This window comes from Streptosporangium sp. DT93, assembly GCF_049844535.1.
In the GTDB taxonomy this organism is placed as follows: domain Bacteria; phylum Actinomycetota; class Actinomycetes; order Streptosporangiales; family Streptosporangiaceae; genus Streptosporangium.
Genome location: NZ_JBNCLF010000001.1, coordinates 918,052 through 933,175, shown reverse-complemented (window position 1 = coordinate 933,175; position 15,124 = coordinate 918,052). Strand labels below are relative to the sequence as shown.

Here is a 15,124-nt window from a genome sequence, read left to right as displayed (position 1 = left end):
GATCACACGGTTGTGCGCTCCTCGGCCACATCCAGGCGGGTATGGGCGACAAGCGCCTGAAGCGCCCGCATCGCCGCCCCGGCGTGGTTGCCCCAGGTGTTGAAGTAGGAGTACTGCCACCACCACAGGGCCTCCAGCGGACGGCCGGCCTTGTAGTGCCGCAGGCCGTGCAGGAGGTCGGCCGCCACCGCCGTCAGGTCGTCGGAGAGACGGTAGGGGGTGACCACGGTGTCCTTGTACGGGTCGAAGACCTCGGCGTAGTCGTCGACCGGCCCCAGACGCTCGGCGATCGCCGTGCGGACGGCGTCGACGTCCGGGTCCTCGCCCAGGTGCGGCTCCCAGTTGCCCGACAGGATGACGTCCCGGCTCGCCCCGAGCTGCGCCCCGGCCGAGCAGACCTGCCCGACCTCGACCAGCAGCAGCGACAGGATGGCGTCGCCGCCCTCGCCGCCCGCCAGGCGGGTCAGGCCGTCGATGTAGTTCTCCGCGTGCTCCGCGATCCGCTCCGCGAGAGCGCTCCAGGCGTCGTCAGACATCCAGGAGTCTCCTTCCTTCGAACGCGCGGCCCAAGGTGACCTCGTCGGCGTACTCGAGGTCACCGCCTACCGGCAGACCGCTGGCCAGTCGTGTCACTTTCAGTCCCATCGGCTTGACCAGACGGGCGAGGTAGGTGGCCGTCGCCTCCCCCTCGAGGTTGGGGTCGGTGGCGAGGATCAGCTCGGTGACCTGGCCGTCCGCCAGGCGGGTCATCAGGTCCCGGATGTTCAGGTCGTCGGGGCCGATGCCGTCGATCGGGCTGATCGCCCCGCCGAGCACGTGGTAGCGGCCCCGGAACTCGCGGGTCTTCTCGATGGCCACCACGTCCTTGGACTCCTCCACGACGCAGATCACGTGGAGGTCGCGCCTGGTGTCGCGGCAGATCCGGCACTCCTCCTCGGCCGCGACGTTGCCGCAGACCCGGCAGAAGCGGACCTTGTCCTTGACCTCGAGCAGGGCGTGCGCGAGCCGCTTCACATCGGCCGGCTCCGCGGCCAGCAGGTGGAACGCGATGCGCTGCGCGCTCTTGGGACCGACGCCCGGCAGCATGCCGAGCTCGTCGATCAGGTTCTGGACGACCCCCTCGTACATGACCTAGAACCCGGGAAGCTGGCCGAGCCCGCTCCCGCCGCCCAGCCCCTGAGCCAGGGGACCGAGCTTCTCCTGCTGAAGGTCGGCCGCGGCGCGCACGGCGTCCCGGATCGCGGCGATGACCAGGTCGGCGATGGTGTCAGCCGTCTCCTGCGGATCGCCGGGGTCGACGGCCTCGGCGCTGATCTTGAGTTCGAGCAGCTCGCCCCCGCCGTTGACGGTGGCCACGACCAGCCCGCCGCCCGCGGTCCCCTGGACCTCCGCGTCGTTCAACTCCTGCTGGGCGCTCACAAGCTGCTGCTGCATGAGCTGTGCCTGCTCCAGCAGCTGCTGCAGGTTGACATCCCCTGGGTTCACCGTGGTGTGCTCCTCGTCCGTGGCATCGGTCGTCACGAGCCTACGGGGTCCGGGCCGGGTGTTGCACTGGAGCCCGCACGCCTTCCCGGGGAACGGGACTTAAACCCTCGCCGGCCCCCCTTCCGGGCGTCAGGTGTGGTCGATCTCCTCGATGATCCGGCCGCCGAGCTCGCGCTGGATGAGGGCCATGCCGGTGAGCGCGTCGACGTCGGCGTCCGCGTCGTTCAGCGGGTCGACCTCGTCGGCGTCGGGGGCGGCGCCGCGCGGGGTGCGGCCGGGCACGGCGTCCGGCCAGGCCGCGGCCTTGGCACCGTTCCTGGCCGGTGCCCTCGGGCCGCTCTGGGCCGCCGCCTTGGCGGCCGAACGGGCGGCGGCCAGCCCGGGACTCGGCGGGGGAGGCGAACCGGGATCCTCCGGCATCGGCTCGTCCGGCCAGGACTCGTCCGTGGGGGGCGAGACCGGCCGGGTGGACGCCGCCCGTCCCGCCGCGGGCGGTGCCGCCTGGACCGCCACGGGGGCGGCGGAGGCGACGGGAGCGGCAGGGCCCGAGGCACCGGGGGCGACGGTGGCGGTGGACGCGGTGACGGACGCGGTGACGGCGGTGGCGTCCGGCTCACGCGGCGGTGACTGCGGTGGCGGTGACTGCGGCGCCTGCGGCATCGGGGACGCGGGCTGCTGGGGCGCCGTGGGGTGGGGGCCGGCCGGCCGGCGCGGCGCCGGGGAGCGTCCCCCGGCCGACGGGGCGGGACCGCCGCCGACGACGGCCTCGACCTTCCACGTACCGCCGAGGACCTCCTTCAGGACCTCGGCGACGACCACGTCCTTGCCGCCGCCGGTGAAGTTCCTCATGGCGCCGACCTGGGCGAACCCGAGGGTGACGATGTTGCCCTCGACCCCGGCGATCTGGGCGTTGGTGTTGACGTTGGCCCACACCACGATGCTGCGCCGTTTGAGCGCGGCGAGCACCTGGGGCCACGCCTGCTGCACCGTTCCGCCGGCCGGATCCGGGCCGGCGGCACCGGACGGCGCGCTCTCGACGGCGGGGGCGTCCGCCGGCGTGCCGGTGGACTGCCGGGCGGACGGCCCGGCCTGCCGCTCCTGGACCGGCGCGCCGGGCCTGACCGCCTCGGGCCAGTCGTCGTCGCGGGCGGCGCCCCCCTCGCCGGGGGCGGGCACCGCACCGGCCTGCTCGCCCGGGGCCGCCGGGGCCGCCACCGGCGGCCGCGCGGGGGACGGGGACATCGGGGACGGGGGTGCCTGGGTCGCGGGAGCGGGCGCCGGAGCCCGTGGAGCCACGGGTGCCGGGGAGCGGGGGAGCGCGGGGGCGGCGATCCCGCCCTGCTCCAGCCGTTCCAGACGGGCGAGCAGCGCCGCCTCGCCCTGGGCGGCACCGGGAAGCAGGATCCTGGCGCACATGAGTTCGAGCAGCAGCCGGGGCGAGGCGGCCCCGCGCATCTCGGTCAGTCCCGCGTTGAGGATCTCCGCGGCGCGGGTCAGCTCGGCCGGGCCCATCGAGGCCGCCTGCGCCTGGAGGCGCTCCAGCTCGTCCGCGGGCCTGTCGAGCAGCCCGCTGCCGGCCGCCTCGGGCACGTTGGCCAGGATCACCAGGTCGCGGAAGCGCTCCAGCAGGTCCATGGCGAAGCGGCGCGGGTCGTGGCCGCCCTCGACCACCCGGTTCACCACCTGGAACGCCTGGGCGCCGTCGCGGGAGGCGAAGGCCGCGACCACCTCGTCGAGCAGGTCGCCGTCGGTGTAGCCGAGCAGGGAGACCGCGCCGGCGTAGGTGATGCCCGCCTCGCCGGATCCGGCGTAGAGCTGGTCGAGGATCGACAGCGAGTCGCGGGCCGACCCCGCGCCGGCCCGCACGACCAGCGGGAGCGCGGCGGGCTCGAAGGAGACCTTCTCGGAGGTGAGGATCTCCTCCATGAGCGCGCGCAGCGCCGCGGGCGGGATCAGCCGGAACGGGTAGTGGTGGGTGCGGGACTTGATCGTCCCGATGACCTTCTCCGGCTCGGTGGTGGCGAAGACGAACTTCAGGTGCGGCGGAGGTTCCTCGACGAGCTTGAGGAGCGCGTTGAAACCCTCGCGGGTCACCATGTGCGCCTCGTCGATGATGTAGATCTTGAAGCGTGACGACACCGGTGCGAAGAAGGCCCGCTCGCGCAGGTCGCGCGCGTCGTCCACGCCTCCGTGCGAGGCGGCGTCGATCTCGATGACGTCGAGGTGGCCGGGGCCGGTGGGTGCCAGGGCCACGCAGGACTCGCACTGCCCGCAGGGGTCGGGCGTCGGGCCCTTCTCGCAGTTCAGCGATCGGGCGAGGATGCGCGCGCTGGACGTCTTGCCACACCCGCGGGGCCCGCTGAACAGGTAGGCGTGATTGATGCGCCCGCTGCGCAGCGCCTGGCGCAATGGCTCGGTGACGTGTTCCTGACCCTTGACCTCGGCGAAGGTCCCGGGCCGGTACTTGCGGTACAGCGCAAGACTCATGCGGCGATCCCACCTGCGAGGGCTCTGAAACGAAGAGACCCCTCGCACACCCGCCAGAGCCCGCTTATCCTTGCTGCCTTCCGGCCCTGGGGAGGTTCACAGGATGACGCCGCGCGAGGGGTCGGCCCCCAGTCTAGCCTCAGATCCGAGTGGTCTGTGTCGGAAATCGGTGGTCCACGCGCCCCGAAAGTTGGGTAAGCTTCTCCACGGAGGATTCGCCTAGTTGGCCTAGGGCGCACGCTTGGAAAGCGTGTTGGGGGCAACCCCTCAGGAGTTCGAATCTCCTATCCTCCGCCACGGTCGACAGCCGTAACGCGAAAGCCCGCTCCGCACCCGGAGCGGGCTTTCGCGCGTCAGGCCCCGGTCCGGGTGCGGGGCGTCCGGCCTCAGCACCCGATCACGATCTCGTGACGACGAGCAGTCGATCGGTCATGCGGTGTCAGGTCCGTGCCGGGCCGACCTCCCGGGTCATCGCGCCCCGGCCGGCGTCGCCGGGACGTTCCGGCGCACCCCCGCGTCCCGGCTCACCACGCGGCTGGCTCATCGCATTGTTCGATTTTCGGGACTAATCCCCACAAAAGGGTACATAAGACATCAGGTCACTGACCTCCTGTCCGGCATGTCGCGCGATTCCCGGGGCAGGGGGAGCGCCCAAGCGGATCGAAGGGACGTCGGGCGATGGATTTCAAGGATGACGCCCAACTCGACAGCTCGCAGGTCGAGAGTCGTGGCCGGGGGCGTATCCCCGGCGGTGGTCTGGCCGTCGGCGGCGGCGCGGCCGGGATCGTCGCGCTCATCGTGGCACTGGTGTTCGGGGTCGACCTCGGAGGCATCACCGGCAGCGGTGGCGGCGAGCCCGCGGCCGTGGGCCCGAGTTCCGACCTGTCCGCCGAGTGCAAGACCGGGCAGGACGCCGACCAGAACGAGAGGTGCCGGGTGGTCGGGGTCGTCAACAGCATCCAGGAGTACTGGCCCAAGGCCATCCAGGGGTACGAACCCGCCAAGACCGTGATGTTCTCCGGACAGGTCAGCACCGCCTGCGGTGACGCCGACTCCGCGGTCGGGCCCTTCTACTGCCCGGCCGACCGCCAGGTCTACCTCGACCTCAGCTTCTTCAAGGAGCTGGAGAGCAAGTTCGGCGCGAAGGGCGGCCCGTTCGCCCAGGCGTACGTCATCGGGCACGAGTACGGCCACCACGTGCAGAACCTGCTCGGCACGAACGCCAAGGCGCAGCAGGGCGAGCAGCAGGGACCCCAGAGCGCCTCGGTCCGGCTGGAGCTGCAGGCGGACTGCTACTCGGGGGCCTGGGCCAAGAACGCCTACGAGACCGGCCTGTTCGAGAAGCCGTTCACCAAGACCGACATCGAGGAGGCGCTCAGCGCCGCGTCGGCCGTGGGTGACGACAGCATCCAGGAGAAGACCCAGGGCCGGGTCAACCCCGAGGGCTTCACCCACGGGACCTCGGCGCAGCGCGTCAAGTGGTTCACCACCGGTTACGAGGGTGGCGACCCCGCCAAGTGCGACACCTTCGCCGGCTCGATCTGACGCCGGCGGCCCGGCCGGCCGCGACCCCGCACCGGCCGGGCCCCGAACCCCTGCGGGATCACGGGACCGGGTGTCCCGGGCACGGCGTGCCGGGCGGCTCACCCCCGGTCACGAAGGCGCGGGCCCGGCCGGGCGCCGGATCGTCACCGGCGGGGCCGGAAGGCCCCCGTGAGCTGGCACGGGAGGGCGACAGGGCGAAGTGCGGGATTCTCTCCTAAACTACGTACTGTGATCTTCAAGCTGATCGGCGATGAACGGCCCTATCCCGCGCACGGCCTCTCGCACCGCGAGTGGGCGCAGATACCGCCCCGGCAGGTCCGGCTCGACATGTTGATCACCACGAAAGCGGTGCTCGACCTGCACTCCCTGCTGGCCAAGGACTCCACGTTCTACGGCGACCTGTTCCCGCACGTGGTGCAGTGGCGCGGCGAGCTCTACCTGGAGGACGGCCTGCACCGTGCCCTGCGCTCGGCCCTGCACCAGCGCTCGGTCCTGCACGCCCGGGTCCTGGAGCTGTCCGACCAGGGCTGACGCGCGGCCCCGCCCGCACGCCCGCGTCCCGGAGGCGCCCGGCCAGGGCTGACGCCGACGGCGCGAGGAGAGCCGCCCCGGGCCTCGATCACACGTCCCGAAGCCGCCCGGGCAGGCTGAGGCCCCGCTCCGGCTACCCGCGGCCGATCCGGTGCAGCGTCCAGTCCGCGTCCAGCCAGCGGGGCTCGTCCAGCGCGCCGCGGGCGTCGATCACGACCCGCTCGGCCACGGCCGCGCCGATCGCCACGGGGTCGACGGCCCGGAACTCCGGCCAGGCGGTCACGACCACGAGCGCGTCCGCCCCGGCCGCGGCCGCCGGCGCGTCGGCGGCGTAGCCGATCTCCGGGTGGGCGGCCCTGGCGTTGTCCAGCGCCATCGGGTCGTAGACGGTGACCGCCACCCCCTGGGCGTGCAGGCGGACGGCGACGTCGAGCGCGGGCGAGTCGCGGATGTCGTCGGTGCCGACCTTGAACGCGGCCCCCCACAGGGCCACCTTCTTCCCGGACAGGTCGCCGCCGCACGCCTTGCGGACGGCCTCGACGACCCGCTGCCGCCGCCCGGCGTTGATCCGGTCGACGGCGGTCAGCAGGCCCACGGCGGATTCCGCGCCGAGCTGCCCGGCGCGGGCGGCGAAGGCGCGGGTGTCCTTCGGCAGGCACCCGCCGCCGTACCCGATTCCGGCGTCCAGGAAGGCGCGGCCGATCCGCGGGTCCAGCCCGATCGCGTCGGCGAGCTGGGCGACGTCGGCGCCCGCGGCCTCGCAGAGGTCGGCCACCGCGTTGATGAAGGAGATCTTCGTGGCCAGGAACGCGTTGGCCGCCCCCTTGACCAGCTCGCACGTGGCCGGGTCGGTGAAGATCAGCGGCACCCCCGCGTCGGTGATCGGCCGGTACACCTCGCGGAGCCTCTCCTCGGCCGCGGCCGAGGTCACCCCGGCCACGATCCTGTCCGGGCGCAGCGTGTCGGCCACCGCGTGGCCCTCCCGCAGGAACTCGGGGTTCCACGCGACCTCGACGCCCTGGCCGGCCGGGGCGAGCTCGCGCGCCAGCTCCTGGACGGCCGCCGTGGTCCCGACCGAGACGGTGGACTTGCCGACGATCAGGCACGGCCGGCGCAGGTGTGGCGCGAGCGCGGACACCGCCGCCCACACCTGGGACAGGTCGTAGTCGTCACGGTCGGCCATACCGGGGGTGGCGACCCCCAGGAAGTGCGTCTCGCCGAACGCGCCGGCCTCGGCGAACGATGTCGTGAACCGGAGCCGGCCGCCGGCGACGTGCCGGGCGAGCATCTCGTCCAGCTCCGGCTCGTGGAACCAGGCGCGCCCCGACCGCAGGACGGCGACCCTGCCGGGGTCGATGTCCACGCCGATCACCTCGTGGCCGATCTCCGCCATCGAGGCCGCGTGTGCCGCGCCCAGATGGCCGCACCCGATCACGGTCATTCGCATGTGCTCATTCCTTTCCCTGCGGGAGGTACGGCGACGGGAGCGGTGACGAGGCCGGTGACGGGACCGGTGGCGGTTGCGGGGACGAGACCCGCGACGGGCCGCCCCCGTGGTCCCGCGTCCGCGAACGGGCCGCCCCCCTGTGGTCCCGCGTCCGCGAAAGGAGGCCCCTGCCGCGAGAAGATCCTGACATGCGAAGAGCCTCCGCCCTGCTCACGCAGGTCGAAGGCTCTCGGTGGCGGTGGAGGTGGGATTTGAACCCACGGATAGGTTGCCCCATCACACGCTTTCGAGGCGTGCGCCCTCGGCCACTAGGCGACTCCACCGCGGAGCAGCTTACCGGATAACCGCTATTGCTCGCGCATCCGGCGAGCGGTGAAGAATTCCGTGAGAACCGCCGCGCACTCGTCGGCCAGGACCCCGCCGACGACCTCGGGGCGGTGGTTGAGCCGGCGGTCGCGCAGCACGTCCCACAGCGACCCCGCCGCGCCGCCCCTGGCGTCCTCGGCGCCGTAGACCACGCGGTCGACGCGGGCCAGCACGGCGGCCCCCGCGCACATGGTGCAGGGCTCCAGCGTGACCACCAGCGTGCAGCCGGTCAGCCGCCACTGCCCGCGCAGGCGCGCGGCCTGCCGCAGGGCGAGGATCTCGGCGTGCGCGGTGGGGTCGGCGGAGGCCTCCCTGTCGTTGCCCGCGCCCGCGAGCGGCGTGCCGTCCGGGCCGACGACGACCGCCCCGACGGGCACCTCGCCACGCGCCCCCGCCTCGGCCGCCCGTTCCAGGGCGAGCCGCATCTCCCGTACGTAGACGGCCGGCGCCGTCACCGCAGCCGGTCGAGCTCGTCCGCGAAGGCCAGCCGCTCGGCGATCACCGAGAGCGTGTCCCCGGGAAGCGCGCCCTCCTCCATGCTGAGCTCGACGAGCTCGTCGGAGCTCAGGCCGAGGTCCTCAAGGAGCTCGAAGTCACCCCCCGGCCGTACGCCCAGGTCGGGGGTGTCCTTGTCGACCGCCACCCCGGCGAGCTCGGTCAGCAGCTCGCCCAGGCCGTCGGTGAGCCCGGCGTTGACGTCGGACAGGAACGCGCGCGGCTCCAGGTCGCCCTGGTAGCGGACGACCGCGAACCACTCGTCCTCCACCTCGACGCAGAGCAGGACCAGTTCGTCGCCGGCGAGCCCCAGGTGTTCCTGGACGGCGTCGCCGAGGTCGTCGACGAGTTCCGCCTCGCCGAGGTCGACCTCCGCGCCGTTCCAGCCGTCCTCCGTACGGACGAAGGCCGCGGAGAACACCGTGTTGCCGGATGGTGTGGAGGGCATGGCCGATCTCCCGGGTTCAACCGAACACAGAGTCGATGGCGCGCTCGAACGGCTCGGAGAACCCGAGCCGCGCGGCGATGCTGGACAGGACGTCCTCGGGCAGGAGGTCGATGTCCCCGGACAGGATGCCGAGCTCCATCTCGTCGAGCCCCAGGTCCGCGAAGATCGACAGGTCGCCCGCGGGGAGCGCCGTCTCCTCGTCCTGGAGGATCGCGTCGAGCTCGTCCTCGTCGGGGACCGGCACGTCGAGGTACTCCAGCGCCTGCTGGGCGAGCGGGAAGTCCCAGGACGCGGCGATGTCGGAGAGGAAGACCTCGACCCGCTCGCCGAACACCCGTAGCGCCACGAAGAACTCGTCCCCGACGGCGACCAGGCCGATCGTGCCGCTCATGCTCGGCTGCTGGCGAAGGGCGTGGACGAGGCCCTCGAGGTCGGAGGTGAGGGCCACCGGGAGCATCTCCGCCTCCCAGCGGTCGTCCTCGCGGTAGATCACGATGGCAAAGTCCAGCGAGTCTTCGTCTGACATGGCCATCCCCACCGAATGCTTTCTCTACGGAGGTCAATGCTTTCAGAAGCGGGGCGCCGACGTGTGCCTCTCCGACCAAATTGTGATCAAATCCGAGTGAGCGGGCGATGTCCAGCGGGTACCCGGCTCAGGGCGGCCCCGCGGCCCAGGATACCTTTGGCCACCATGGAAACCCTGGTCGTCGACCATCCCCTGGTGGCCCACAAGCTGACCGCGCTGCGCGACGTCACCACGGACTCCCCCACGTTCCGCCGCCTGGCCGACGAGCTGGTCACCCTGCTGGCGTACGAGGCGACCAGGCAGGTCCGCGTCACCGAGCTGACGGTGCGGACCCCGGTGGCCCCGGCCACGGGGGTGCGACTGGCGCAGCCCTACCCGCTGGTGGTCCCGATCCTGCGCGCGGGGCTGGGGATGCTGGAGGGCATGACCCGGCTGCTGCCCACGGCGGAGGTCGGCTTCCTCGGGATGATCCGCGACGAGTCCACGCTCCAGGCGCAGACCTACGCCACCCGGCTGCCCGAGGACCTCTCCGGACGCCAGGTGTACGTGCTCGACCCGATGCTCGCCACCGGCGGCACCCTGGCCGCCGCGATCCGGTTCCTCTTCGACCGGGGCGCCGACGACGTGACCGCGATCTGCCTGCTGGCCGCCCCCGAGGGCATCGCCCACCTCGACGAGGCCCTCTCCGACGCCGGCAGGCCGGTCCGGCTGGTGACCGCGGCCCTGGACGAGCGGCTCAACGAGAACGGCTACATCGTCCCCGGGCTGGGGGACGCGGGAGACCGCCTCTACGGCGTGGTCTGACGCGCTCCCGCCGGCCGCTCCGGCGGCGTCCCGGCCTTTGACGTTTCCGGAACCGATCCTTTCCCCTGGTGGACGGTTCCTCTACCGCGCGATGGTTACGCAAGGTCAATGGCCGGGTACGAAGCGTGGCGAAGACATCTCTTCTGTGTCCCCGGTCCGCCGAGGCCGCGGGCGCACACCAGGGAGAACCATGAGCGAGCGAATCATCCCGGCCACCGAGCCGGACCCGTACGCGGACTTCAGCGCCGCGCTCAGGGACGAGTTCTCGAAGATCCATCCGGCCTCCACGGTGACCCGCTGCATCGAGGCGGCTCACTACGGGGCGCTGGAGGTGGTCGGTCACGCCCATCCGGCGCTGGTCGAGCGGATCGCCCGCAAGCATCTCGAGGTCCTCGCGCTGGTCGCGAGCGAGCGCGGGTGACCGAGCGGGCGGCGGAACGGGTGGCGGAGCGGGTGGCGGGTGACGGAGATCGCGGACGCGGAGGTCACGGGAGACCGGGATGAACGCGTGACCCCGGGGCGAGGGTCCGGGACGGGTCTCACGGGACCCGGCCGGGAGATCGCCTCGACCGGTCCGAGACCGGATGGGCCGAGACGCTTTACCGCGGCACGGCCCTGGGTAATGTATAAGACGGGTGCAGTGGGTGAGTGGTAGCAGGAGGCCAAGGTGCAGGTCAAGAAGGTCCTATCGTATAGCGCAGTCGGTTTCGTGGCGTTTTTCCTGTTCACGCGACCAGACGACGCAGCCAACGCCGTGAGGGGCGCCATGGACACGGTTTACACGGCGGCCGATTCACTGGCCCAGTTCGTCTCACATCTCGCATGAGGCTCGTGACCCACGGGGACTCCGCTCCCTCGTCGGTCAACCGCTACCTGCTCCCCCACGAACACCAGGTCATCATGGTGCGGCGTCACCCGGCCGTACTGCTCCGTGCCGTCGCCGAGGTCTTCGGCGGTCTCATCCTCGCCGGGCTGCTGAGCAAGTGGTTCGGCGACCAGGGCGGCGGTGGCGTGCTCGTCGTCGTCTGGTGGGCCTGGCTGCTGTTGCTGATCCGCTTCGTGTGGAAGGTCGCCGAGTGGTCCGTCGACTACTTCGTCGTGACCTCCAAGCGAATGCTGCTCACCACCGGCCTGATCACCCGCAAGGTCGACATGATGCCGCTCGGCAAGGTCACCGACATGAGTTTCCAGCGCTCGATCCTCGGCCGAATGCTCGGTTATGGAGAGTTCGTTCTGGAGTCGGCCGGCCAGGACCAGGCGCTGTCGAGGGTCAATTACATCCCCTACCCGGAGACGCTCTACCTGGAGGTCTGCCAGATGCTCTTCCCCGGGGGTAATGACTCGGATGATTAAGGGCTTATGTCCTTGATGCCACTATTGTCCGCGATGACAGTAATACTGGAGATCGCTGACACTTTCTGGTGAGGATTTTTCAGGTGGGGTTACCCGATTCGGTAGCTTCATGCCATCATGGCCAGAACATTGACCATCCCCCGCCCTGAGAGATCAGATGCCGAGTCAGGGAACCATAGGTGACCGCGTCCGCGGGCTGAGACTGAGCAGGCGCATGTCCCAGGCTCAGCTCGCCGGGCCCGACCTTTCCGACAGTTACGTCTCCCTCATCGAGTCGGGCAAGCGCACGCCGACCCCCGTGGTCGCGCGCCTGCTGGCCGAACGCCTGGGATGCACCACCGAGTTCCTGCTGCACGGGATCGAACCGCGCCAGCGCATCGACACCGAGCTCGGCCTGCGGCACGCGGAGCTGGAGCTTCTGCACGGCGACCCGGGTGTCGCGGCGGACCGGTTCGGCGAGATCGTCAAGGTCGCCGGCGAGGAGAACGCCATGCTGGCCGCGCACGCGCGGTTCGGCCGGGCACGCGCGCTGGAGCTGCAGGGACGGCTCGGCCCGGCGGTGGAGGCGTTCGAGTGGCTCCGCCGCGAGGCCGTCGCCCATCCCGAACGCCTGGCCGACCTGCCGCTGGCGGTGGCGCTGAGCCGCTGCTACCAGCGCGCCGGGGACACGCTTCGCGCCCAGGACCTGGCCGCCCACGCGCTCGCCGAGGTCGCCAAGCTGCCCCTGGCGCACGGGGAGCTGGCCGTCGAGCTGGCCGCCTGCCTGGCGGAGGCCCCGGTCACCGGCGAGACGGGCATGGCCTACGTCCGGCACGTCCTCGCGGTCAACGGCGTCAGGACGGCGGTCAACCGCTCCGCCGAGATCCACGCCCTGTGGCAGGCGAGCGTCGCCGCCGCCGACGGTGAGGACTCGGCCCTGGCCGTCCGCCTCGCCGACGACGCGATCGCGACCGGGCGCTCGGCACGGATGGCGTCCCAGCTCGCCCTCGTCGCGACGCACTGGGCACGTCAGAGCGTCCTGGAGGGCGGGTCGCTCGACGAGGCCGCCCGGTTCGCGACCCGTGCGGGCGAGGTCTTCTCGGCCTTTCCCGAGCGGGCCGGGGAACACGTCGCGAGCCTCGTCGTCCTCGCCCGGGTACGGCTGGCGTCGGGCGACGTGGCGGGCGCGGCCTCGCTGGCCGAGACCGCCCTCGGCACGCCGGCCGGGCGGGCGGGCGCCACCGCGGCGACCGCGCACCTGGTCCTGGCCCGGATCGCGCTCGACCACGGCCGCGGCGACGCGACCGGTGCCCTGGACGCCGCCCGGCGGACCATGGGGAGCGCCCCCTACGAGCTGTCCAGTCCCGACCGGGAGGCGGCGCGCGTCTGGCGTGATCTCGGCGACCTGTACGGCGAGGTCGGTGCGGACGACGAGCGGACCGCCGCGTATCGTAGGGCTCTCGAGGCCGCCGGAGTGCGCGAGGCGATGGTGGGCGTGACGGTCGACCGGGCTCTGGCCCGGTAGTCCGGTCTCGTTCGGGCGGTTCTGGATTTGTTCTCGCGCCTCCGGAATAACTAGGGTCTACCAGTCATTGATTCGTAGGATGACCGGTTTCCCAGGAGGAGGCGGACGGTGAGTCTGCGTACTGCGCAGCGAGCATCCCTCGTCGACCAAGTGATCGACCAACTCAAGGAGCAGATCACTTCTGATTCCTGGCGGATGAACGCGAAGATCCCCACCGAGACCGTCCTCGCCGAGCAGCTCGGGGTCGGCCGCAACACCGTGCGCGAGGCGGTGCGGGCGCTGACCCACGCCGGTCTGCTGGAGTGCCGTCAGGGCGACGGCACCTACGTCCGGGCCACCAGCGAGCTGTCCGGGGCCATGCTGCGGCGCCTGCGCACGGCCGAGCAGCTGGAGATCCTGGAGGTGCGGCGCGCCCTGGAGGTGGAGGCCGCCAGGCTGGCGGCCACCCGTCGCACCGAGGCCGACATACTGCTGATCGAGGCCGCGCTGGCCGACCGGGACCGGGCCTGGGAGCTCGGGGAGCCGAACGCGTTCGTCGAGGCCGACCTGGCCTTCCACATCGCGGTCGTCCGCGCCACGCACAACCTGGTGCTGATCGAGCTCTACGAGGACTTCTCCGCGGCGCTGCGTGCCAGCATCACCGCGGCGGGAACGTCGCTGAGCAGCACCCTGAACACCACCTACATCCCGCACGACGCGATCGCCCGTGCCATCGCCGCCGGTGACGCCGCCGCCGCCGAGCACGCCGGCCACGCGTGCATGGAGCACATCCTGATCGCGCTGACCGAGGAGCAGGAACTCTCCGCCTGACCCCCTATCCCCTTCCCCGCCGCCGCGGTACGGAGCCCCTGTGGCCCCGCGTCCCGGCGGCGGTCGCGTTCTCAGGGCAGGCGCAGGGACATCACGAGATAGCGGAAGGCCGGGTCGGCGTCGCCGGGGACCTCGGTGATGAGCGCGGGCCGGCTCGGCGACTCCATGTTCAGCCGGACGAACTCGGTCTCGACCCCGCTCAGGCCGTCCAGCAGGAACTGGGACTGGAAGGCGATCTGGATGTCGTCGCCGGACAGCTCGGCGTCGACGACCTCGGTGCCGCGGCCGATGTCCCCGCCGCCCGCCTGGATCAGGACCTGCCCCTGGCCGAAGGAGAGCCGGACCGCGGTGTTGCGCTCGGCGACCAGCGCGACCCGCTTGATCGCGTCGACGAACGGGGCCGTCCGCACGTCGGCCCGGATCGACCAGTCGTCGGTCAGCCGCGCCCGGTAGTCGATGAACTGCTCGTCGAGCAGGCGGACCGTGGTGCTGCGGCCGACGCTCTCGAAACCCGCGATGCCGTCGCCCAGCGCGATCGACACCTCGCCGCCGCGCAGCGACCTGGCCACCTCGACGAGCACCCGCGCGGGCACCATGGCGGCGGCCGTGCCGTCCGGCCGCTCGGGCCGCCAGTCGAACTCCCTGGCCGCGATGCGGTAGCGGTCGGTGGCGGCCATGGTCACGCCCTCGCCGGAGATGTCGACCCGGATGCCGGTCAGCATGGGAAGGGTCTCGTCCCGGCTGGCGGCGGGGGCCACCTGATTGACCGCGGTGGCGAAGATCCCGCCGCCGACCGCGCCGATCCTCGGTGGCATCGCCGGAAGGGCCGGGAAGTCCTCGACCGGCATGGTCAGCAGGCCGAACTCGGCGCTGCCGCAGGTCAGGACCGCCTCGGAGCCGTCGGCGACGACCTCCACCGCCTCCCCGGGCAGGCTGCGCGTGATCTCGGCCAGGATCCGGCCCGGGATCAGCGCCCGGCCGGGCTCCGCCACGACCGCCTCGATCGAGACGCGGGCGGAGACGTCGTAGTCGAAGGCGGAGATGACCAGATCGTCCTCGTCGGCCTCCAGCAGCAGGCCGGACAGGACGGGCAGGGCGGGCCGGTTCGGCAGTGCCCTGGCCACCCAGGCCACCGCGTCGGCCAGGACATCACGGTTAACCTGGAACTTCACCTGAGCATCCCTCCGTCCCGAACGGCGATCCCACACGGAAGCCGTACATGCAGCACGGTATCCGCTGCCACCGACGAAACGTCAGGGGGTGCGGGGCCCGGATCGGGGGTGAGGCCGGGCGGGAGCGGGGACGGGCGCGGGTGAGGGCCGG

16 protein-coding genes, 2 tRNA genes and 1 other RNA gene are annotated in these 15,124 nt (G+C 71.9%); 8 read left to right on the top strand and 11 right to left on the bottom strand.

Features of this window, described 5'->3' with window-relative positions; genetic code table 11:
• Positions 1-2 precede the first annotated feature (2 nt).
• The 5 genes from ACLQ2R_RS04580 to ffs all read right to left on the bottom strand — a co-directional run bounded on the left by ACLQ2R_RS04580 (position 3) and on the right by ffs (position 4,098).
• On the bottom strand, positions 3-536 hold the full coding sequence (locus ACLQ2R_RS04580; RefSeq protein WP_425957990.1) for a DUF5063 domain-containing protein: 534 nt from the start codon (positions 534-536) through the stop codon (positions 3-5).
• Positions 529-1,128 carry a recombination mediator RecR gene (gene recR / locus ACLQ2R_RS04575; protein WP_344892578.1) on the bottom strand — a complete coding sequence of 200 codons (600 nt, stop codon included), beginning with the start codon at positions 1,126-1,128 and terminating at the stop codon, positions 529-531. Before recR ends, ACLQ2R_RS04580 begins: the two co-directional genes overlap by 8 nt.
• Before the next feature lie 3 nt (positions 1,129-1,131).
• Positions 1,132-1,485: a YbaB/EbfC family nucleoid-associated protein gene (locus tag ACLQ2R_RS04570; protein ID WP_344892575.1), complete on the bottom strand. Its 354-nt coding sequence runs from the start codon at positions 1,483-1,485 to the stop codon at positions 1,132-1,134.
• A gap of 129 nt (positions 1,486-1,614) precedes the next feature.
• On the bottom strand, positions 1,615-3,972 hold the full coding sequence (locus ACLQ2R_RS04565; protein WP_425957988.1) for a DNA polymerase III subunit gamma and tau: 2,358 nt from the start codon (positions 3,970-3,972) through the stop codon (positions 1,615-1,617).
• 30 nt (positions 3,973-4,002) lie between these two features.
• Positions 4,003-4,098, bottom strand: an RNA gene (ffs, locus tag ACLQ2R_RS04560) — signal recognition particle sRNA small type.
• 82 nt (positions 4,099-4,180) lie between these two features.
• Between ffs and ACLQ2R_RS04555 the strand changes: the two genes are divergently transcribed.
• From ACLQ2R_RS04555 to ACLQ2R_RS04545, 3 genes are all read left to right on the top strand, one after another.
• Positions 4,181-4,269 (top strand) — tRNA-Ser (locus tag ACLQ2R_RS04555).
• A 381-nt stretch (positions 4,270-4,650) separates the two neighbouring features.
• The gene (gene ypfJ, locus ACLQ2R_RS04550) at positions 4,651-5,517 is read left to right on the top strand and encodes a KPN_02809 family neutral zinc metallopeptidase (protein WP_425957987.1); all 867 of its coding nucleotides are present in this window, start codon (positions 4,651-4,653) and stop codon (positions 5,515-5,517) included.
• Between the two features lie 228 nt (positions 5,518-5,745).
• Positions 5,746-6,048 carry a type II toxin-antitoxin system VapB family antitoxin gene (locus ACLQ2R_RS04545; protein ID WP_425957986.1) on the top strand — a complete coding sequence of 101 codons (303 nt, stop codon included), beginning with the start codon at positions 5,746-5,748 and terminating at the stop codon, positions 6,046-6,048.
• 133 nt (positions 6,049-6,181) lie between these two features.
• Here the strand turns inward: ACLQ2R_RS04545 and ACLQ2R_RS04540 are convergent, their stop codons facing one another.
• From ACLQ2R_RS04540 to ACLQ2R_RS04520, 5 genes are all read right to left on the bottom strand, one after another.
• Positions 6,182-7,495: a UDP-glucose dehydrogenase family protein gene (locus ACLQ2R_RS04540; protein WP_425957985.1), complete on the bottom strand. Its 1,314-nt coding sequence runs from the start codon at positions 7,493-7,495 to the stop codon at positions 6,182-6,184.
• 233 nt (positions 7,496-7,728) lie between these two features.
• Positions 7,729-7,818 (bottom strand) — tRNA-Ser (locus ACLQ2R_RS04535).
• 24 nt (positions 7,819-7,842) lie between these two features.
• Positions 7,843-8,286 (bottom strand): tRNA adenosine(34) deaminase TadA, encoded by a 444-nt coding sequence (gene tadA / locus ACLQ2R_RS04530; RefSeq protein ID WP_425958170.1) that lies wholly within the window; start codon positions 8,284-8,286, stop codon positions 7,843-7,845.
• A 26-nt stretch (positions 8,287-8,312) separates the two neighbouring features.
• The gene (locus tag ACLQ2R_RS04525) at positions 8,313-8,804 is read right to left on the bottom strand and encodes a tRNA adenosine deaminase-associated protein (protein WP_425957984.1); all 492 of its coding nucleotides are present in this window, start codon (positions 8,802-8,804) and stop codon (positions 8,313-8,315) included.
• A gap of 16 nt (positions 8,805-8,820) precedes the next feature.
• The gene (locus ACLQ2R_RS04520; protein WP_344892554.1) at positions 8,821-9,330 is read right to left on the bottom strand and encodes a tRNA adenosine deaminase-associated protein; all 510 of its coding nucleotides are present in this window, start codon (positions 9,328-9,330) and stop codon (positions 8,821-8,823) included.
• A gap of 165 nt (positions 9,331-9,495) precedes the next feature.
• On the opposite strand from ACLQ2R_RS04520, the gene upp reads away from it, so the two are divergent.
• From upp to ACLQ2R_RS04495, 5 genes are all read left to right on the top strand, one after another.
• Positions 9,496-10,134: a uracil phosphoribosyltransferase gene (gene upp, locus ACLQ2R_RS04515; RefSeq protein ID WP_425957983.1), complete on the top strand. Its 639-nt coding sequence runs from the start codon at positions 9,496-9,498 to the stop codon at positions 10,132-10,134.
• 190 nt (positions 10,135-10,324) lie between these two features.
• Positions 10,325-10,555 (top strand): hypothetical protein, encoded by a 231-nt coding sequence (locus ACLQ2R_RS04510; RefSeq protein WP_344892548.1) that lies wholly within the window; start codon positions 10,325-10,327, stop codon positions 10,553-10,555.
• Between the two features lie 401 nt (positions 10,556-10,956).
• On the top strand, positions 10,957-11,487 hold the full coding sequence (locus tag ACLQ2R_RS04505; protein WP_344742919.1) for a PH domain-containing protein: 531 nt from the start codon (positions 10,957-10,959) through the stop codon (positions 11,485-11,487).
• Between the two features lie 157 nt (positions 11,488-11,644).
• Complete coding sequence (locus ACLQ2R_RS04500; protein WP_425957982.1) at positions 11,645-12,991, top strand: helix-turn-helix domain-containing protein; 1,347 nt, start codon at positions 11,645-11,647, stop codon at positions 12,989-12,991.
• A 108-nt stretch (positions 12,992-13,099) separates the two neighbouring features.
• Positions 13,100-13,801 carry a FadR/GntR family transcriptional regulator gene (locus tag ACLQ2R_RS04495; RefSeq protein ID WP_425957981.1) on the top strand — a complete coding sequence of 234 codons (702 nt, stop codon included), beginning with the start codon at positions 13,100-13,102 and terminating at the stop codon, positions 13,799-13,801.
• A 71-nt stretch (positions 13,802-13,872) separates the two neighbouring features.
• Here ACLQ2R_RS04495 and dnaN read toward each other — a convergent pair whose 3' ends face one another.
• A complete protein-coding gene (gene dnaN / locus ACLQ2R_RS04490; RefSeq protein WP_425957980.1) occupies positions 13,873-14,973 on the bottom strand; it encodes a DNA polymerase III subunit beta in 1,101 nt (366 codons plus the stop codon).
• Positions 14,974-15,124: the final 151 nt, after the last annotated feature.